Consider the following 17900-nt stretch of genomic DNA (forward strand, 5'->3'; position numbering starts at 1 on the left):
TTTTATTTCTCACTGTCCACTAAACCACGCACAAACGCCCGTTGCATGGCTAACACAATTACGACCGGAGGGATAAGGGTGAGCAGCATTGCCGCCATCACCTGGTTCCATTGCGTGGTACCTTCGCCAGTGGCGATCATCCCTTTGATACCCGCTACGGCAGTGCCAAGATTCACGTCGGTGATAATCAACAGCGGCCACAGATACTGGTTCCAGCCGTAGATAAAGGTGATGACGAATAACGCCGCCAGGTTGGTTTTTGACAGCGGCAACACGATGTCGCGGAAAAAGCGCATCGGCGACGCGCCGTCAATACGGGCCGCCTCCACCAGTTCATCCGGAAGCGTCATAAAGAACTGACGAAACAGGAAAGTGGCGGTAGCGGACGCCATCAGCGGTAGCGTCAGACCGGCATAGCTGTCGAGCATTTTCAGGTTGGCGATCACTTCCACCGTCGGGAAGATACGCACTTCAACCGGCAACATCAGGGTGATAAAAATCATCCAGAAGAACAGGTTACGCAGGGGAAAACGAAACCAGACGATGGCGAATGCGGAAAGCATAGATACCGTGATTTTGCCTACCGTAATGCTGAACGCCATAATGAAACTGTTAAGCATCATCAGCCAGAATGGCGCGCTATTAACACCGACGCCGTTGACCCAAATAGTTTTGATATTCTCCAGTAACTGCGTGCCGGGAAGCAGCGTCATCGGCGTCTCAAACACCGCGCGGTCGTCCAGCGTCGCCGCGACAAACGCGACATACAGCGGAAACAAAATGACCGCGATCCCCAGAATCAGCATGGTATGGCTGAATATTGTCAGCCCGCGACGATTCTCTATCATTGGTAACGCACCTTACTTTCCACATAGCGGAACTGCACCACCGTCAGAATGATGACGAGGAACATCAACACTACCGACTGCGCGGCGGACGCCGAGAGATCCAGGCCGGTAAACCCTTCGCGATAAATCTTATAAATCAGCGTCGTAGTGGCTTGTACCGGCCCGCCGGCGGTCGCGGCGTCGATCACCGGGAAGGTGTCGAAAAAGGCGTACACCAGGTTGACCACCAGCAGGAAGAAACTGACCGGCGCAATAAGCGGCAAAGAAAGCCGGAAGAAACGACGAATCGGCCCGGCGCCGTCAATGGCCGCCGCTTCCACCAGCGAGCGGGGAATGGATTGCAGCGCGGCAAAGAAGAATAAAAAGTTGTAACTAATCTGCTTCCAGACTGACGCAAATACCACCAGGAACATCGCCTGACCGCTGTTTTGCGCGTGGTTCCAGTCATAGCCGAATTCGCCGAGGAAATGGGTGATTAATCCCCGCCCTGGGTTAAACAGGAAAATCCACAATACGGCGGCGACGGCGGGCGCGACGGCATAAGGCAGCAGCATCAGCGTCTGATAAAAACGGCTGCCGCGCACCACGTAATCCACCAGGGCGGCGAAAAACAGCGAGACCAGCAGGCCGCTAAACGTGACCAGCGCGCTGAATTTAATCGTCGTCCAGAAGGCGTCGAGATAATAACTGTCGTGAAAAAGCGCGACAAAATTCTCCAGCCCGACAAATTGGCTGGAAAAACCAAACGGATCGACGCTTTGCAGCGAATACCACAGCGCTTCGCCCGCAGGCCAGATAAAGAAAATAACGGTGATAACCAACTGCGGGGCAACCAGTAAATACGGCAGCCAGCGCGAGCGGAACACCGGACGGGATGATGACATGAAGGTTCTTTTCCTGGAAGGTGCCGGATGGCGGTGCATGCACCTTATCCGGCCTACAAACGCTGTAGGCCTGATAAGCGCAGCGCCACCAGGCACTTATACACTTAAGATTTGCTCGCTTTCTCAAAACGACGCAGTAACTGATTCCCGCGATCCACCGCGGTATCCAACGCCTGTTGTGGGGTTTTCTTCCCGGTCCAGACGCTTTCCAGCTCTTCGTCCACGATGGTACGAATCTGCGGCATATTGCCCAGACGCAAGCCTTTGGTGAAGGGTAACGGCGGCTTATTCAACATCTGGCGAGTGGCGATATCCGCACCGGGGTTTTTATCGTAATAACCCTGCTCGCGGGTCAGCTCGTAGGCGGCGGTGGTAATCGGCAGGTAGCCGGTTTTTTGATGCCATTCAGCAGCGTTTTCCGGTTTTGCCAGGAAGTCGAGGAATTTGGCGACGCCGGTATAGGTTTCTTTATCTTTACCCTGCATGACCCATAGGCTGGCTCCGCCGATAATGGCGTTTTGCGGCGCGCCCTTGATATCAGCGTCGTACGGCATCATACCCACGCCATAGTTAAATTTGGCATACTGGCGGATATTGGCGAGCGAGCCGGAGGACGCGGTTGTCATCGCGCAGTCACCGTTATAAAACTTCTCGGTAGACTCGTCCTTACGCCCAACATAGCTAAAATCGCCTTTCTTATTCATCTCTTCCAGCAGCGCGATATGTTTCACCTGCTCTGGCTTATTAAACTCCAGCACCGCATCTGTACCGTCAAAGCCATTGTTTTTACTGGCGAAGGGGAGACCGTTCCAGGCGCTGAAGTTTTCCAGTTGGATCCAGCCTTGCCAGCCGCTGGCGTAACCGCATTTCATGCCTGCCGCTCTCAATTTCGCGGTATAGTCAGCCAGCTCCTGCCAGGTTTTCGGCGGCTGCTCCGGATCTAAACCGGCTTTCTTAAAGGCGTCTTTGTTGTAGTACAGTACCGGCGTGGAGCTGTTAAAGGGCTGGGAGAGCAGATGCCCGCTTTTAGCATCGGTGTAGTAGCCTGCAACGGTCGGTACAAACTGGGACTCGTCAAAGTTAATACCGGCGTCTTTAAACACTTCATAAACCGGCTTAATGGCTTTCGAGGCCATCATGGTCGCCGTCCCAACCTCATAAACCTGCAATATTGCCGGCGCGTTGCCGGTACGGAATGCCGCGATCCCGGCGCTCAGGTTCTGTTCATAGTTCCCCTTATAGACCGGAACGATTTTGTAATCCGGATTGGCCTGGTTGAAACGTTGCGCCAGTGAATCAACCTCTTTGCCTAACTCCCCTTCCATTGAATGCCAGAATGGAATAGTGGTGACGGCCAACGCCTGACCCGTAAATGCCAGACTCAGCGCCAGTCCTAAAGCTGTATGTCGTAACGATATCATCGGTTATCTCTCTTTTTGTGCCGGGATGCGCGATATCACGCGTTTTATGTTCGCGGGGGTAACATGACATGCTCGAATGACAGAAAAATAACTTTTTTATTACAAAAAAAAGATAGTAAGGCGACAGAGAGATGGCAAGGCAGTGAAAGCGCCGGAAAAGAAAAGTGGGAGCTACGGCACGAATAGGTACGACGTTATTCCCGGGGGGCGGCGCACATGCCGTAACCCAACCAGACGGAGCGTCGCCAGGATTAACGTCTCAGGCACGTAAGCGAACGGCAATTTGCTCCAGCGTAAGCCGCCCTGCCGCCGCATCGACTGTCATATCGACAAAATCCGGATTCGCAGCGAGTGAGATCCCGTTACGCTTTAAAAACAGCAGCGTAATAAATAAGGCGGTGCGTTTGTTACCATCATTGAAGATATACCCACGGGATATAGTGAGCAAATGCATTGCCGCCAGCAGCCACACGTCGGTCACCCCTTCATATTCGATTTGATTGAGTACCCGATACATTAGCGCTTCCGCGCGGCCAGGATCAGGCATGCCTGTTACACCAGGCGTAACGCGGAGAAGCCTGTCGTGAAACTGAATTATCTCTTCCGCTGAGATAAGTTGTAGGGTCATTTATCCGCCAGCTTCCTGAGCTCATTGCCATGAACCGCCATAATGGCAGCAAACTCATCATCCATTCGCGCCGTCTGATAACGCTCAAACTCCTCGGCGCTGATGATCACTGCGGACTTATGCCCACGACGCGTGATGGTGACAGGGCCCGCCGTTACCGCGCTTTCCAGGACTTCGGCCAGATTTTGCCGCGCTTCGCTATAGTTAACCGTACGCATAAACACCTCCCCAGTTGTACATGTTTATTGTACAACAAACATGTACAAAAAAAGAGCCATCAGGCTCTTTTGAAAAATTTTACCGCTTGCCGTTACCGGGGGCGGCGCACGCGCTTCCCCCCTGGCACAGTCTAACCGCCCAGATAGGCGCTGCGCACCGCTTCGTTCGCCAGCAGTGCATCACCGGTATCGGATAGCACCACGTGGCCGTTTTCCAGCACATAACCGCGGTCGGCGAGCTTCAGCGCCTGGTTGGCGTTCTGCTCGACAAGGAAGATGGTCATACCCTGCTCGCGCAACTGCTCAATGGTGTCGAAGATCTGCTGGATGATGATCGGCGCCAGCCCCAGCGACGGTTCATCCAGCAGCAATAGCCTCGGCTGGCTCATCAGCGCGCGGCCAATCGCCAGCATCTGCTGTTCGCCGCCGGACATGGTGCCCGCTCGCTGGATACGGCGCTCATGCAGGCGCGGAAACAGCTCGTACACCCATTTGATACGCTCCTGAAACCGATCGCGCTCGGCAAAAAAACCGCCCATCGCCAGGTTCTCTTCTACCGTCATCCGCGAGAAGACGCGCCGCCCTTCCGGCACTATCGCCACCGCTTCACGCATGATTTTCGCCGTCTGCCAGTCGGTTATGTCTTTACCGTCAAACACCACCCGTCCGCTGGAGGCGCGCGGATCGCCGCACAAGGTGCCAAGCAGCGTCGTTTTCCCCGCGCCGTTAGCGCCAATCAGGGTAACGATTTCCCCCTGGTTGATGTGCAGACTGACGTCGTGCAGCGCCTGAATCTTGCCGTAGTGGGCGCTGACTTTTTCAAACGTTAACATCGTTTTTTCCATCTTATGCCTCACCCAGATAAGCGCGGATGACGTCCGGGTTGTTGCGGATCTCTTCCGGCGTGCCGTTCGCCAGCGGCGTGCCCTGGTTCACCACGTAAATGCGATCGGAAATGCCCATCACCAGCTTCATATCGTGTTCAATCAGCAAGATAGTGGTGTTGTGATGGTTACGTAGTTCGGCAATCAGCTCATCCAGCTCTTTGGTCTCTTTCGGGTTAAGGCCAGCCGCCGGTTCGTCGAGCATCAGAATTTCTGGCTGCGTCACCATGCAGCGGGCAATCTCCAGCCGGCGCTGGTCGCCGTAGGCCAGATTACTGGCCTGGCGGTTGGCATGTTCCAGCAGGCCAATACGCTCAAGCCAGGTCGCCGCGCGGTCCAGCGCTTCGCTTTGCGCGCGGCGGAAAGCGGGCGTTTTCAACAGGCCGGAAAAGAGGCCCGTTTTCAGTTGCTGGTGCTGCGCCACCAGCAGATTTTCAATCACCGTCATTTCGCGAAACAGGCGCACATGCTGGAAAGTGCGTACCACGCCCATGCGTGCGATCTGCTGGCCCGGCAATCCTTCCAGATGCCGCTCGCGCAACGTGATCGTACCGCCTGTCGGCTTATAAAAACCGGTCAGGCAGTTAAACACCGTCGTTTTACCCGCGCCGTTAGGGCCAATCAGAGACACAATTTCCCGCTCACGCAATTCCAGCGATACATTGTTGACCGCCAGCAAACCGCCAAAGCGCATCATCAGGCCGTTAACCGCTAATAATGGCTGACTCATGCCTGCTCTCCTTTCGCCTGACCACTTTTCAGCTTCAACTGCGGACGCGTCATCGGCAGCAATCCCTGCGGGCGCCAGATCATCATCAACACCATCAAACCGCCGAGCATCAACATGCTGTATTCGTTGAAATCGCGCATCAACTCGCGCGACACCACCAGCAGAACCGCCGCCAGGATCACCGCAAACTGCGAGCCCATTCCGCCCAGCACCACAATCGCCAGCACGAAGGCGGATTCGGCGAAGGTGAAGGATTCCGGGCTGACAAAGCCCTGGCGGGCGGCAAACAACGTCCCGGCGAAACCGGCAAACGCGGCGCTGATAGTAAAAGCGGTCAGCTTGATGCGCGTCGGGCTTAAACCTAATGAGCGACAGGCGATCTCATCTTCACGCAACGCTTCCCACGCCCGGCCCAGCGGCATACGCAGCAGGCGGTTAATGACAAACAGCGACAGGACCACCAGCAACAGGGCCACCAGATAGAGGAAAATGACCCGGTCGGATGGGTCGTACTTCACGCCAAAGAAATTGCTGAAGGTATCCCAGCCGCCTTCGCGGGTGCTGCGGCTAAACTCCAGACCAAACAGCGTCGGTTTCGGGATCTGGCTGATGCCGTTCGGGCCGCCGGTAATTTCAGTGTTGTTGAGCAGCAGGATACGGACGATTTCGCCGAAGCCGAGCGTCACAATCGCCAGATAGTCGCCGCGCAGACGCAGTACCGGGAAGCCGAGCAGGAAACCAGCAGCGGCGGAGACCAGTCCCGCCAGCGGCAGGCAGGTCCAGAAACCCAAACCATAATAGTGGTTGAGCAGCGCAAAGGTATAAGCGCCGATGGCGTAAAAGCCGCCGTAGCCCAATACCAGCAGGCCGGACAGCCCCACCACCACGTTCAGCCCCAGACCGAGGATGATATAAATCATGGTCATAGTGGCGATATCCACGCTACCGCGCGACACCATAAACGGCCACGCCACGGCGATAACCAGCAGCGCCATCAGAAACAGCTTTTGCTTAACGGTAGAGCCATCGATCGCCGGCAGAATAAACTTCGGTCCGGAGACGTGCTTCACCGCTTTCTGGAACATCGGACGCAGCAACTGAAAGAAAAAAACCACTGCCGTACCGATAAAGATCCACTGCCAGCGAATGTCGGCGGCGGTATCCACCACCAGTTTGGTGCCGTCCAGCTCCAGTTGTACGCCCATGAAGACGCCAGCCAAAACGAAGAACATCGCCGCAGAGAACAGAGCCATCGCAATATGCATCAGTTTCATACTTTCTCTACCTCCGGACGCCCCAGGATACCGGTCGGCATCACCAGCAGTACCAGAATCAGCAGTGCGAACGACACGACATCTTTATATTCGGTACTTAAATATGCAGACGAGAGCGCTTCGGCGACGCCCAAAATCAGACCGCCGATCATCGCGCCCGGAATGCTGCCAATACCGCCCAGTACCGCTGCGGTGAACGCTTTCATCCCGGCCATAAAACCGATGTAGGGGTTAATTACGCCATAGAACTGACCGAGCAGCACGCCCGCCACTGCCGCCATTGCCGCGCCGATAACAAACGTTAGCGCAATGACGCGGTCGGTATTAATGCCGAGCAGGCTGGCCATTTTCAGATCCTCCGCGCAGGCGCGGCAGGCGCGGCCCATCCGGGAGTAGCGAATGAAAATGGTGAGCGCCAGCATAGCCAGAAAGGTGACTATCCAGATAACCGCCTGCATGGTGGTGATGGATGCGGAAAAGTTTTCGCTGCTGCCCACAATCCACTGGCCGTTAAACAGGCTGGGTAACGCCACGTCGCGCGAACCTTCCGTCAGGCTGACGTAGTTTTGCAGAAAGATGGACATCCCGATGGCGGAAATCAGGGCGATCAGGCGCTTGGAATTGCGCACGGGCCGGTAAGCGACTCGCTCGATACTCCAGCCGTAGGCGCTGGCAATAATAATCGCGCCGATAAATCCGGCGGCCACCAGGAGCCAACTGGTGTCTATTCCCATCATCATTAGCGCGGCGATGATCATAAAAGAGACGTAGCTGCCGATCATATACACCTCGCCATGAGCGAAGTTGATCATGCCGATAATGCCGTACACCATCGTATAACCGATAGCAATCAGCGCGTAGGTGCTCCCCAGCGTGACGCCGTTAAACATCTGCTGCAAGAAATAGAGAAACTGCTCGGACATAAGGTAACCTTTTTAAACCCGCCCGGCGTGCGGGCGGTGGGATAACTTATCTTCTGGCATTACTTCGCGACGGTTGACGAGCCGTCGGCGTGCCACTGGAAGACGCCAAATTCAAATCCCTTAAGATCGCCTTTTTCATCCCATTTCAGCGGCCCAATAACGGTATCAGCCCCGTTCGCTTTAAGATCTTTCACCAGATCCAGTGGAGCATGGCTGGCGCTACGCGTCATTGCGGTCGCCAGTGACTGGACGGCGGCGTAGGTGATCCAGACATACGGACCGCTGGGATCTTTCTTGTCGGCTTTCAGCGCCTCAACAATCGCTTTATTCGCCGGGTCCTGGTCATAACGTTTTGGCATCGTCACCAACATGCCTTCCGCCGCACCGCCCGCAATATTGGACAGCGACGCGTTACCCACGCCTTCCGGCCCCATAAATTGCGTTTTCAGGCCATTAGCCCGCGCCTGGCGCAGCATCTGCCCCATTTCCGGGTAGTAGCCGCCGTAATACACAAAGTCGATATTCTCTTTTTGCAAGCGAGCAATCAGGGCGGAGAAATCTTTTTCACCGGCGGTAATACCATCAAAAAAGACAATATTGGCATTGCCCTGCTTCAGGCCATCCTGCACGGAGCGCGCCAGTCCTTCGCCGTATTGCTGTTTATCGTGAATGATAGCGATGCGCTGCGGTTTCACCGTTTCCAGGATGTATTTCGCGGCCGTTGGCCCCTGGGAGGAGTCCAGGCCGGCGGTACGCATAATGTACTGATAGCCGCGCTGGGTCAGCTCCGGGTTAGTCGCCCCCGGGGAGATCATCAGAATACCTTCATCTTCATAGATATCGGATGCTGGCTGAGTAGAAGAAGAACACAAGTGACCAATAACGTACTGAATACCGTCGTTAACGATTTTGTTGGCCACCGCCACCGCCTGTTTTGGATCGCAGGCATCATCGTACTCTACGCCGACCAGCTTATCGCCTTTAATCCCGCCTTTAGCGTTGATGTCTTTAATGGCCTGGCGCGCGCCGTTAAATTCCATATCGCCCCATTGCGCTACCGGGCCGGACATCGCCCCGACTATGGCGACTTTAATATCATCTGCCATTGCCCCCTGCGAGACTGCTAATGCAACAATCCCTGCGATTATTGTTTTCGCTTTCCGTTTCATGTGCCTGTATCCCCATTCGTGATGTTATATGTTTTGTTTTTTGCTGGTTAAAAAGCAGACTGTACTTTTTATAAATGGTGCGCTTTTTACTGACTCATTAATGAGTTAGCGCAGCATTTAAAGCATAATAAGATTAAAATCTCTATTTTTCAGTCTATTAAGAAAAGATAATATTCTGCTTTTCGCTATAGATAAACAAAAAAAAGCACGCTTGTCAGCATAAAATAACGGCATATTAAGCGGAATAATTCACTAGCATTCAGGGAATTATGCTGCCTGTTTTCCATTCTCTAATGCTTCAAACTGTAATTATCGTTGTTAAAAAATTAATAACCTGGTAAATGACACAAAAAAGAGAAAGCATCTGGCCTGCCTGTTTCGGTACACTGATCGCATCTTTTGAAATCGGGACAAGCCGTCGATGAAGCTGACCATTCTTCGTTTAGAACACTTTAGCGCTCAGGATCAGATCGATCTGGGCAAAATCTGGCCGGAATATTCCGCCTCCTCATTAAGCGTAGATGAAACGCACCGGATTTATGCCGCGCGGTTTAACGAGCGTTTGTTGGGCGCCGTAAGAGTGACGCTGAGCGGAACGCAGGGCGCGCTGGATTCCTTACGCGTGCGTGAAATCACCCGTCGCCGCGGCGTCGGGCAATACCTGGTAGAAGAAGTCATCCGCGATAATCCCAACGTCTCGTCGTGGTGGATGGCGGATGTCGGTGTTGAAGACCGCAGCGTGATGGCCGCGTTTATGCAGGCGTTAGGTTTTACCGCCCAGCATGACGGCTGGGAGAAGCGCTAAAAGAAAGCCGGATGGCGCTGACGCTTATCCGGCCTACATGCCGGGAGAAAAGATAAAAACCACCTCGCAATTTTCCAAGAATTTCGCGTTGCAGGCAGGCGGCAAGTTATGAAATCCCCGGGAGCTTACATAAGTAAGTGACCGGGGTTGAATAACGTAGCCAACGCACCTGCAGCGCGAAAGGCGCCAGGAAAATCACTTGGCGTCCGTCGCCGTACCATTCGCATGCCAGTCAAACACGCCGAACTCAAATCCTTTCAGATCGCCTTTCTCATCCCACGACAGCGGTCCCATTACGGTGTCGACCGTGGCGCCTTTCAGGTATTTGGCGATTTCCGCCGGATCGTCAGACTGGTTCAGGCCCGCCTGCAACGATTGCAGCGCGGCGTAGGTGGTCCACACGAATGCGCCGCTAGGATCTTGTTTCTTGGCTTTGATGGCATCCACAATCGGTTTGTTCGCCGGGACCTGGTCGTAGTTCTTCGGTTTGGTGACCAGTAAGCCTTCCGCTGACTCTCCGGCGATGTTAGACAGCGACACGTTCGCCACCCCTTCCGGCCCCATAAACTGGGTTTTCAGCCCTGCGGCGCGGGACTGGCGCAGGATCTGCCCCATTTCCGGGTGATAACCGCCGTAGTAGACAAAGTCGATATTCTCTTTCTTCAGGCGCGCTACCAGAGTGGAGAAATCTTTTTCGCCGGCGGTGATGCCGTCAAAGAATACGACGTTAACGCCGCCTTTCTTCAGACCGTCCTGCACCGCGCGCGCCAGCCCTTCGCCGTACTGCTGCTTATCGTGGATAATCGCGATGCGCTGCGGTTTTACCTTCTCCAGAATATACTTTGCCGCCGTTGGCCCCTGGTCAGAGTCCAGACCGGTGGTGCGCAAAACCAGCTTATAGCCGCGTGCGGTCAGCTCCGGCGCGGTCGCCGCCGGGGTTATCATCAGGATACCTTCGTCTTCGTAGATATCAGAGGCTGGCTGTGTGGAAGAGGAGCATAAGTGTCCGATAACATACTTGATGCCGTCGTTCACCACTTTGTTAGCGACAGCTACCGCCTGTTTCGGGTCGCAGGCGTCGTCATATTTCACCGCGACGAGCTTATCGCCTTTAATACCGCCTTTCGCATTGATATCGGCAATTGCCTGCTCCGCACCGGTAAATTCCTGGTCGCCATACTGCGCCACCGGACCGGACATCGCGCCGACAACCGCGACTTTAATGTCCTCTGCGAATGCCATATGGCTTAATGACAGGGCGATACATCCTGCCAATAACGTTTTACCCTTCATATTCATCCTGATAATCCCCATTATTCTGGTTGTTACGTGTGTTGTGGTGTTATTATTCAGCACTTTATTTCGATTATTGGCTAGCTACCCGTGCTTTAGCAGCATACTCTGCTAAAACATACCCGATTTTTATTATTTTGGAATAGCTAAATTTACATTCAGATAACAGATTTGTGTCGGTGGGGGAGAGGAAGGGTCCGTAGGCCCGATAAGCGAAGCGACATCGGGCAAACGTATTGCCGGATGGCAGCGTAAACGTCTTATCCGGCCTACAAAAAACAAAACCCCCGAATTCACATTCGAGGGTTCATTGGCAATTCGCGAAGATTACGCTTCGATCGCAGCGCGAAGCTTTTTCATGGCGTTCTTTTCAAGCTGGCGCACACGCTCAGCGGAGACGCCGTAACGATCGGCCAGCTCCTGCAACGTAGACTTATTGTCTTCGTCCAGCCAGCGAGCGCGGATAATATCCTGGCTACGCTCGTCGAGCCCCTGCATCGCGTCGGTCAGTCGGTTGGCGGCCTGCTCTTCCCAGTTATCGTCTTCAATGCCGTCGGCAAAGTTAGACGATTTATCCTGCAGATACAGCACCGGCGCCATTGGCTGGCTGTCGGACTCATCGTCCGAAGACATGTCAAACGTCATGTCCTGCGCCGCCATACGCGACTCCATCTCACGCACGTCTTTACTGGAAACACCCAGTTCGCGCGCCACCATTTCAACCTCATCCTGATTAAACCAGCCCAGACGCTGCTTGGTTTTACGCAGATTAAAGAACAGCTTACGCTGCGCTTTCGTGGTTGCAACTTTAACGATACGCCAGTTACGCAGCACGTATTCGTGAATTTCTGCTTTAATCCAGTGTACGGCGAAAGAAACCAGGCGCACGCCTACTTCCGGGTTAAAACGACGTACGGCTTTCATCAGGCCGATGTTGCCTTCCTGGATCAAATCCGCCTGCGGCAGACCATAGCCCGCATAGTTACGAGCAATATGAACAACAAAGCGCAGGTGAGACAGGATCAGCGTTTTAGCTGCTTCCAGATCGCCCTGGTAATGCAGCCTTTCAGCCAATGCCCGCTCCTCGTCAGCCGATAACATCGGCCACGCGTTCGCCGCCCGGATATAAGATTCCAGGTTGCCAACAGGGGCTAAAGCTAAATTTTGCATTTCTTTGGTCATTCAAATCCTCTCAATCAGTATTGCCTGGCACCGTCAGCGAGCAACAACCGTGCCAAAGCCGATGAGCAACGAGAATATCACCCACTCTTTTATCAGACAGTGATTTTATCCACAAGTTCAATGTAACACTGTGCATAATTTGCACAAATCTTGTGACATAAAGATGACGCGCGGGGAAGAGACAACAGGGACTCTTTCCCTGCGAACGGAAGCCCATTGCAGGGAAAGATTATACCACGATTTTATCAATCGGGAGTAAAGTGACGTAAATGTTGCACCGTGGCCAGCCAGGCGGCGATCCAGCCAATCATGGAACAGACAAGCAGCAGCAACAGGCACTCATCGAACGATAAGCCATTGAGATCAAACTTCGTGCCGAAGACCTGCGCCACTTCAGTCACCGCCGATGATAAACGCATCACCAAAATTTCAGACAATATCAGTGACAGAAACGCGCCGGAAAAACCGAGCAACGCGCCGCCATAGAGGAACGGACGCAGGATAAAGCCATCGGTCGCGCCAATCAGCTTTTGCACGTTAATGGTGTCGCGACGGGCAAAAATGCTCAGGCGCACGCTGTTGCCGATAACGAGGAAGACCGCCGCGACCATCAGCACGCCGATCATCGCCGACACGCGGCCCACCAGCCCAGTGAGCGCCGCCAGGCGCGCAAACCAGCTATCATCCATGCGGACTTCGTCAATGCCGTTAATCTGCGAGATACGGTCGCGCAGCGTATTAAGCGAGGCGGTACTCTGGAAGTCCAGCTTGGGGATCACCACCGCCACCGCCGGTAGCGGGTTCTCTTCCAGCATATCCAGCGCGCCGCCAAAACCCGACCAGTTGCGGAATTCTCCCAGCGCGTCCTCACGGGACAGGTAGTTGACCTTCTCAACGCCCTGCTCGGCCTGAAGCTGCCCAACAACCCGTGCCGCCGCGTCATCATCCAGCGTTTTTTGCAGATAAACGGTGATCTGCGGCGACGGATAATACTGAGTCGCCGCCTGGTTGACGTTCTTATAGACCATGTAACAGACGCTGGGCAGCGTCAGGGAGATGGCGATCACCATCACCGTCAGAAACGTCGCCAGCGGTTTGCTTTTCAGATCCTGCAGCGCGCCGTGCCAGGCATAGCGCACCTGTTCATTAAAGACATTTGTTTTACGTGAGTTCGGTTTCGGCGTCGGCTTCTGGCGTCCTGGCGCGTTGCGCCCGCCGCCTGTTCCGCCGCGAGACTTACGCAGTCGATCCAGCCGTCCGCCGAACTGCCTGATTTGGTTAATCGCGTCGCGCCTATTCATTGGCCAGGCCTCCATGCAGATGTCCATCGCTCAGGACGAGCTGCCTATAGGAACGACGGGAGATAAGTCCAATATCGTGCGTCGCCATCAGTACCGTCACCCCTACGCGGTTAAACTCTTCAAACAGACGTAAAATCCCTTCCGACAACGCGTCGTCCAGGTTCCCGGTCGGTTCATCCGCCAGCAATACCGCTGGCTTATTGACCACCGCGCGGGCGATGCCCACGCGCTGCTGTTCGCCTCCGGAGAGTTGAATCGGGAAGTTTCTCGCTTTGTCCAGTAGTCCAACCTTATCCAGCGCCGCCGACACACGACGACGGATATCATCGCCGCTGGCGCCGGCAATGATTAACGGTATCGCCACATTGTCATAGACCGTGCGATCCATCAGCAGATGGTGATCCTGGAAAATCATCCCAATCTGGCGGCGCAAAAACGGCACTTCGCGGTTTTTCAGGCGCGTAATATCATGCCCGCTGAAGAAGATTTTGCCGGCGCTGGGCCGCTCAATCCCACAGATTAGCTTCAGCAGGGTACTTTTCCCCGCGCCGGAGTGGCCGGTCAGAAACGCCATCTCGCCTGGCCGCATATGGAATGTCACTCCCTGCAGCGCTTGTCTCCCGCCGAGATAGGCCTTGCTGACATGTTCAAAGCGAATCATTGTTAATCCTCTCGGGCAAAAAGTGCCTCAATAAAATCGTCCGCCTTAAACGGACGCAAATCCTCGATACGTTCGCCCACGCCAATGTAACGGATAGGAATGCCAAACTGGTCAGCTACCGAGAAAATCACCCCGCCTTTCGCCGTACCGTCCAGCTTGGTCAGGGTAATACCGGTTAAGCCTACCGCTTCATGGAACAGTTTGGCCTGGCTTACCGCGTTCTGTCCGGTGCTGGCGTCAATGGTCAGCATAACTTCATGTGGCGCTTCTTCGTCCAGCTTTTTCATGACGCGAACGATTTTTTTCAGCTCTTCCATCAGGTGCGACTTGTTCTGCAGACGCCCTGCCGTATCGGCAATTAACACATCCACATTACGCGCCTTCGCGGCCTGGATAGCGTCAAAAATCACCGAGGCGGAGTCCGCGCCGGTATGCTGGGCGATAACCGGAATGTTGTTACGCTGTCCCCAGACCTGTAGCTGTTCGACCGCCGCCGCGCGGAAAGTATCCCCCGCCGCCAGCATCACTGATTTACCCTGCTGCTCAAACTGGCGCGCCAGTTTACCGATAGTGGTGGTTTTACCCACGCCGTTCACGCCAACCATAAGAATAACAAAAGGCGTTTTACCTTCAATATTAAGCGGTTCGTCTACCTTCGCCAGAATCTCGCCCATCTCGTCTTTCAACAGACCATACAGCGCCTCGGCATCTTTAAGCTGTTTGCGGCTGGCGCCTTCCGTCAGATTAGCGATAATCTTACGCGTGGTTTCCACCCCGACATCAGCGATGAGCAACTGCTCTTCCAGCTCCTCGAACAAATCATCGTCGATTTTCTTGCCGCGGAACAGACTGATAAATCCGGAACCGAGATTTTCTTTGGTTTTCAGCAGACTGCGTTTCAGGCGGGCAAAGAAACCTTCTTTAGTCGGTTTTTCCTGCTCCTGAACGATCGCTTCCACCGGCGCGTCTTCTTCCGCCGGCGGAACAACCATCACCGCCTCTTCCGCCGCCTGAGCGGCCAGCGCCTGCGCTTCCAGCTCTTCGTCGGTGAATTTCGCCGCGTTTTCACCCTCTTCTTCTACCGCGGTAATGACCTCTACGGTTTCCGCTTCGGCCTGCCACTCTTCCGGCGAGATAGCCTCGTCTTTGACCTCTTCCGGCAGCGGCAATTCCTCGCGTTCCACCGCGATCTGCGGCGCTGCCGTCTCAATGGCCGCCGCGGGCTCCGGCTCTACCGGCTGCGGTTTTTCGCTCTCCTGAACTTTCTCAGTAACGTCCACCACCTCTTCCGCAAAGGCTTCGGTTTCTGCTTTGCTGTGCGCGGGCGTTTGCGCGTCTACGTCTGCCGCCGTTTCAACAGGGGGCTCAACCGGTCGTTGTTCCTCAACAATCTGCTGTTCTTCGGTCTGTTCCTGCTTCTGCTCTTTATCACCGAAGCCCAACCAGGAAAAGAAGCCACGTTTTTTCTGTTTTGCCATCTGCGACTACACCCCTCGCGGCGCTATATACATGGAAGCTAAAAAAATGATGAAATAGTCTATCACTTAACTTAATTCACATCACCGCCTGGAATAACTTGCAACAGGCGGTTCGAGCAAGAGAAATGAAAAAACCGACTCACTCTGGCAGCGGCCAAATCCGCATTATTGGCGGGCAATGGCGTGGCCGTAAATTACCGGTTCCGGACAGCCCGGGTCTGCGTCCCACCACCGATCGCGTGCGCGAAACGTTATTTAACTGGCTGGCTCCGGTAATGGTAGACGCCCATTGTCTGGATTGCTTTGCCGGCAGCGGCGCGCTGGGTCTGGAAGCGCTATCGCGTTATGCGGCCCAGGCAACGTTACTGGAAATGGATCGCGCCGTATCGCAGCAGTTGCAAAAAAATCTGGCGACGCTGAAAGCCAACAATGCTCGCGTCGTCAATACCAATACTCTGGCCTTCCTCAGCCAGCCGGGGACGCCGCATCACGTCGTCTTTGTCGACCCGCCGTTTCGTAAAGGGCTGCTGGAAGAGACGTTACAATTGCTGGAAACCCAGGGATGGCTGGCCGACGACGCGCTAATCTACGTAGAAAGCGAGGTGGAAAACGGTCTGCCGCCCGTTCCGGCGAACTGGGCATTGTATCGAGAAAAGGTGGCCGGACAGGTCGCTTATCGTCTGTATCAGCGCGACGCGCAAGGAGAAAATGATGTTGATTAATCTGGGCCGCTTATTAATGCTCTTCGTGTGGGCATTTTTGATTCTTAATCTGGTGCATCCCTTCCCGCGCCCACTCAATATCTTCGTCAACGTGGCGTTGGTGTTCATGGCGCTGATGCACGGTATGCAACTGGCGCTGCTGAAATCAACGATACCGAAAGAGGGTCCGCAGATGACGACGGGAGAAAAAACCCGCATTTTCCTGTTCGGCGTGTTTGAGCTGCTGGTCTGGCAGAAGAAGTTTAAGAACAAAAAATAACGTTTGCTGCCGGATGACGGTTTATTCGTTATCCGGGGTACGGCTAACAAACCCGACGAACCGCGTTCCCTTATAGCTTAGCGTACCTTGATCGCCCACCGTCAAAGCGTGGTACTGCTGCGCTTGTAAACGGAACGTTTTTTCGAGACCGCCATTGAGCGGCTTAAAACTGGCCTCATAGCGCATACTGGTTCCCGCCGGGCTCACTTCCTGCTGGCGAGAGCGTCGGTCGTTAACCGGCTTCTCCCGTTTACTGCTGACCACGACCAGCTTTTGCTGTAACGGCGCCGCCTCATTAGCGGCTTTTTCCCGCCGTTGCTGAACGAAGCGGAACGACGCGGCAACTACGATTAATGCGATGATTATAATGAAGAAAAGCGGTGGCTTACTCATACTGTTAACCTGTCAGAAAATGCGGAAATAAGCATACCCTGCCCGTTATAGTGTTGTCATCTGACCGTCACGGCCTCTACACTGAATAATAGAGCCGCAAGCATACCGTTTGCGAAAAAATAACGAATTCAAGGAATTAAGATGCTTTGGTCGTTTATCGCTGTCTGCCTGTCCGCATGGCTGTATGTGGACGCCTCCTATCGCGGGCCAGCCTGGCAACGCTGGGTTTTTAAGCCCGTCACGTTATTACTATTACTGTTACTGGCCTGGCAAGCGCCGATGTTTGACGCCATCAGTTATCTTGTGTTGGCCGGGCTGTGCGCCTCGCTGGTCGGCGATGCGTTAACGCTCTTACCGCGTCAACGCCTGCTGTACGCCGTCGGGGCATTTTTCTTATCGCATCTGCTCTACACCATTTACTTTGCCAGCCAAATGACGTTGTCGTTCTTCTGGCCGCTGCCGCTGGCGTTACTGATAGTCGGCGCGTTGCTTATCGCCGTTATCTGGACGCGACTGGAGGAGCTACGCTGGCCGGTATGTACTTTTATCGCCATGACGCTGGTCATGGTCTGGCTGGCGGGCGAACTGTGGTTCTTCCGCCCAACGGCGCCAGCCCTTTCGGCCTTTACCGGCGCGACGCTGCTGTTCATCGGCAATATCGTCTGGCTGGGTAGCCATTACCGCCGCCGTTTCCGGGCGGATAACGCGATTGCCGCCGCCTGCTACTTTGCCGGACACTTCCTGATTGTTCGCTCGCTGTACCTGTAAATAATAGCGCTTGACTCTGGAGTCGACTCCAGAGTGTATCCTCCGGTTAATGAGAAAAT

General features: G+C 54.4%; 21 protein-coding genes. 5 read left to right on the top strand and 16 right to left on the bottom strand.

What is annotated here, in order from left to right; genetic code table 11:
- Positions 1-2 precede the first annotated feature (2 nt).
- The 10 genes from ugpE to livK form a co-directional block, all read right to left on the bottom strand.
- Positions 3-848, bottom strand: coding sequence for a sn-glycerol-3-phosphate ABC transporter permease UgpE (gene ugpE / locus J4613_RS14755; RefSeq protein ID WP_000572196.1), 846 nt, complete (start codon positions 846-848; stop codon positions 3-5).
- Positions 845-1732, bottom strand: a complete 888-nt coding sequence (ugpA, locus tag J4613_RS14760) for a sn-glycerol-3-phosphate ABC transporter permease UgpA (RefSeq protein WP_000099303.1) — start codon at positions 1730-1732, stop codon at positions 845-847. The genes ugpE and ugpA overlap by 4 nt, the downstream gene beginning before the upstream one ends.
- A 104-nt stretch (positions 1733-1836) precedes the next feature.
- Entirely contained in the window at positions 1837-3153 is a 1317-nt protein-coding gene (gene ugpB, locus J4613_RS14765) for a sn-glycerol-3-phosphate ABC transporter substrate-binding protein UgpB (protein ID WP_000624747.1), read from the bottom strand.
- A 259-nt stretch (positions 3154-3412) separates the two neighbouring features.
- Positions 3413-3781, bottom strand: coding sequence for a type II toxin-antitoxin system death-on-curing family toxin (locus J4613_RS14770; RefSeq protein WP_000174966.1), 369 nt, complete (start codon positions 3779-3781; stop codon positions 3413-3415).
- The gene (locus J4613_RS14775; protein ID WP_001535398.1) at positions 3778-3999 is read right to left on the bottom strand and encodes a type II toxin-antitoxin system Phd/YefM family antitoxin; all 222 of its coding nucleotides are present in this window, start codon (positions 3997-3999) and stop codon (positions 3778-3780) included. The genes J4613_RS14770 and J4613_RS14775 overlap by 4 nt, the downstream gene beginning before the upstream one ends.
- Positions 4000-4130: 131 nt before the next feature.
- On the bottom strand, positions 4131-4844 hold the full coding sequence (gene livF, locus J4613_RS14780; RefSeq protein ID WP_000416114.1) for a high-affinity branched-chain amino acid ABC transporter ATP-binding protein LivF: 714 nt from the start codon (positions 4842-4844) through the stop codon (positions 4131-4133).
- Between the two features lies 1 nt (position 4845).
- Positions 4846-5613, bottom strand: coding sequence for a high-affinity branched-chain amino acid ABC transporter ATP-binding protein LivG (gene livG, locus J4613_RS14785; protein ID WP_000082083.1), 768 nt, complete (start codon positions 5611-5613; stop codon positions 4846-4848).
- Complete coding sequence (livM, locus tag J4613_RS14790) at positions 5610-6887, bottom strand: branched chain amino acid ABC transporter permease LivM (protein ID WP_111742212.1); 1278 nt, start codon at positions 6885-6887, stop codon at positions 5610-5612. Before livM ends, livG begins: the two co-directional genes overlap by 4 nt.
- Positions 6884-7810, bottom strand: coding sequence for a high-affinity branched-chain amino acid ABC transporter permease LivH (gene livH / locus J4613_RS14795; RefSeq protein WP_000003007.1), 927 nt, complete (start codon positions 7808-7810; stop codon positions 6884-6886). Before livH ends, livM begins: the two co-directional genes overlap by 4 nt.
- Before the next feature lie 59 nt (positions 7811-7869).
- Positions 7870-8979 (bottom strand): high-affinity branched-chain amino acid ABC transporter substrate-binding protein LivK, encoded by a 1110-nt coding sequence (gene livK, locus J4613_RS14800; protein WP_000822976.1) that lies wholly within the window; start codon positions 8977-8979, stop codon positions 7870-7872.
- Positions 8980-9400: 421 nt separating this feature from the next.
- Here livK and panM point away from each other — a divergent pair, with 421 nt between their 5' ends.
- Complete coding sequence (gene panM / locus J4613_RS14805; protein ID WP_000778873.1) at positions 9401-9784, top strand: aspartate 1-decarboxylase autocleavage activator PanM; 384 nt, start codon at positions 9401-9403, stop codon at positions 9782-9784.
- The gene (locus J4613_RS14810) at positions 9762-9896 is read left to right on the top strand and encodes a hypothetical protein (protein WP_001517957.1); all 135 of its coding nucleotides are present in this window, start codon (positions 9762-9764) and stop codon (positions 9894-9896) included. The genes panM and J4613_RS14810 overlap by 23 nt, the downstream gene beginning before the upstream one ends.
- Positions 9897-9979: 83 nt before the next feature.
- Here J4613_RS14810 and livJ read toward each other — a convergent pair whose 3' ends face one another.
- From livJ to ftsY, 5 genes are all read right to left on the bottom strand, one after another.
- Positions 9980-11083, bottom strand: a complete 1104-nt coding sequence (gene livJ / locus J4613_RS14815; RefSeq protein ID WP_001535347.1) for a branched chain amino acid ABC transporter substrate-binding protein LivJ — start codon at positions 11081-11083, stop codon at positions 9980-9982.
- A 321-nt stretch (positions 11084-11404) separates the two neighbouring features.
- Positions 11405-12259: an RNA polymerase sigma factor RpoH gene (rpoH, locus tag J4613_RS14820; RefSeq protein ID WP_000159621.1), complete on the bottom strand. Its 855-nt coding sequence runs from the start codon at positions 12257-12259 to the stop codon at positions 11405-11407.
- 245 nt (positions 12260-12504) lie between these two features.
- Positions 12505-13560: a permease-like cell division protein FtsX gene (gene ftsX / locus J4613_RS14825; protein ID WP_001081707.1), complete on the bottom strand. Its 1056-nt coding sequence runs from the start codon at positions 13558-13560 to the stop codon at positions 12505-12507.
- On the bottom strand, positions 13553-14221 hold the full coding sequence (gene ftsE, locus J4613_RS14830) for a cell division ATP-binding protein FtsE (RefSeq protein ID WP_000617729.1): 669 nt from the start codon (positions 14219-14221) through the stop codon (positions 13553-13555). Before ftsE ends, ftsX begins: the two co-directional genes overlap by 8 nt.
- A gap of 2 nt (positions 14222-14223) precedes the next feature.
- Positions 14224-15699, bottom strand: coding sequence for a signal recognition particle-docking protein FtsY (gene ftsY, locus J4613_RS14835; protein WP_001118690.1), 1476 nt, complete (start codon positions 15697-15699; stop codon positions 14224-14226).
- Between the two features lie 125 nt (positions 15700-15824).
- Between ftsY and rsmD the strand changes: the two genes are divergently transcribed.
- Together rsmD and J4613_RS14845 are read left to right on the top strand one after the other, a co-directional pair.
- Positions 15825-16421 carry a 16S rRNA (guanine(966)-N(2))-methyltransferase gene (gene rsmD / locus J4613_RS14840; protein ID WP_000743275.1) on the top strand — a complete coding sequence of 199 codons (597 nt, stop codon included), beginning with the start codon at positions 15825-15827 and terminating at the stop codon, positions 16419-16421.
- Positions 16411-16680, top strand: coding sequence for a DUF1145 family protein (locus J4613_RS14845; RefSeq protein ID WP_017465330.1), 270 nt, complete (start codon positions 16411-16413; stop codon positions 16678-16680). Before rsmD ends, J4613_RS14845 begins: the two co-directional genes overlap by 11 nt.
- 21 nt (positions 16681-16701) lie before the next feature.
- Here J4613_RS14845 and J4613_RS14850 read toward each other — a convergent pair whose 3' ends face one another.
- On the bottom strand, positions 16702-17073 hold the full coding sequence (locus J4613_RS14850; RefSeq protein WP_000042852.1) for a DUF2500 domain-containing protein: 372 nt from the start codon (positions 17071-17073) through the stop codon (positions 16702-16704).
- 141 nt (positions 17074-17214) lie between these two features.
- On the opposite strand from J4613_RS14850, the gene J4613_RS14855 reads away from it, so the two are divergent.
- Positions 17215-17841: a lysoplasmalogenase gene (locus J4613_RS14855; protein ID WP_000964735.1), complete on the top strand. Its 627-nt coding sequence runs from the start codon at positions 17215-17217 to the stop codon at positions 17839-17841.
- Positions 17842-17900 lie beyond the last annotated feature (59 nt).

Source organism: Salmonella sp. 32020114201800008SM, from assembly GCF_017572025.1.
GTDB lineage: Bacteria > Pseudomonadota > Gammaproteobacteria > Enterobacterales > Enterobacteriaceae > Salmonella > Salmonella enterica.

Bases quoted from the DNA above. Each gene is read 5' to 3' on its own strand.
- ugpE (WP_000572196.1), bottom strand. From the start codon at position 848: ATGATAGAGAATCGTCGCGGGCTGACAATATTCAGCCATACCATGCTG.
- ugpA (WP_000099303.1), bottom strand. From the start codon at position 1,732: ATGTCATCATCCCGTCCGGTGTTCCGCTCGCGCTGGCTGCCGTATTTA.
- ugpB (WP_000624747.1), bottom strand. From the start codon at position 3,153: ATGATATCGTTACGACATACAGCTTTAGGACTGGCGCTGAGTCTGGCA.
- J4613_RS14770 (WP_000174966.1), bottom strand. From the start codon at position 3,781: ATGACCCTACAACTTATCTCAGCGGAAGAGATAATTCAGTTTCACGAC.
- J4613_RS14775 (WP_001535398.1), bottom strand. From the start codon at position 3,999: ATGCGTACGGTTAACTATAGCGAAGCGCGGCAAAATCTGGCCGAAGTC.
- livF (WP_000416114.1), bottom strand. From the start codon at position 4,844: ATGGAAAAAACGATGTTAACGTTTGAAAAAGTCAGCGCCCACTACGGC.
- livG (WP_000082083.1), bottom strand. From the start codon at position 5,613: ATGAGTCAGCCATTATTAGCGGTTAACGGCCTGATGATGCGCTTTGGC.
- livM (WP_111742212.1), bottom strand. From the start codon at position 6,887: ATGAAACTGATGCATATTGCGATGGCTCTGTTCTCTGCGGCGATGTTC.
- livH (WP_000003007.1), bottom strand. From the start codon at position 7,810: ATGTCCGAGCAGTTTCTCTATTTCTTGCAGCAGATGTTTAACGGCGTC.
- livK (WP_000822976.1), bottom strand. From the start codon at position 8,979: ATGAAACGGAAAGCGAAAACAATAATCGCAGGGATTGTTGCATTAGCA.
- panM (WP_000778873.1), top strand. From the start codon at position 9,401: ATGAAGCTGACCATTCTTCGTTTAGAACACTTTAGCGCTCAGGATCAG.
- J4613_RS14810 (WP_001517957.1), top strand. From the start codon at position 9,762: ATGACGGCTGGGAGAAGCGCTAAAAGAAAGCCGGATGGCGCTGACGCT.
- livJ (WP_001535347.1), bottom strand. From the start codon at position 11,083: ATGAATATGAAGGGTAAAACGTTATTGGCAGGATGTATCGCCCTGTCA.
- rpoH (WP_000159621.1), bottom strand. From the start codon at position 12,259: ATGACCAAAGAAATGCAAAATTTAGCTTTAGCCCCTGTTGGCAACCTG.
- ftsX (WP_001081707.1), bottom strand. From the start codon at position 13,560: ATGAATAGGCGCGACGCGATTAACCAAATCAGGCAGTTCGGCGGACGG.
- ftsE (WP_000617729.1), bottom strand. From the start codon at position 14,221: ATGATTCGCTTTGAACATGTCAGCAAGGCCTATCTCGGCGGGAGACAA.
- ftsY (WP_001118690.1), bottom strand. From the start codon at position 15,699: ATGGCAAAACAGAAAAAACGTGGCTTCTTTTCCTGGTTGGGCTTCGGT.
- rsmD (WP_000743275.1), top strand. From the start codon at position 15,825: ATGAAAAAACCGACTCACTCTGGCAGCGGCCAAATCCGCATTATTGGC.
- J4613_RS14845 (WP_017465330.1), top strand. From the start codon at position 16,411: ATGTTGATTAATCTGGGCCGCTTATTAATGCTCTTCGTGTGGGCATTT.
- J4613_RS14850 (WP_000042852.1), bottom strand. From the start codon at position 17,073: ATGAGTAAGCCACCGCTTTTCTTCATTATAATCATCGCATTAATCGTA.
- J4613_RS14855 (WP_000964735.1), top strand. From the start codon at position 17,215: ATGCTTTGGTCGTTTATCGCTGTCTGCCTGTCCGCATGGCTGTATGTG.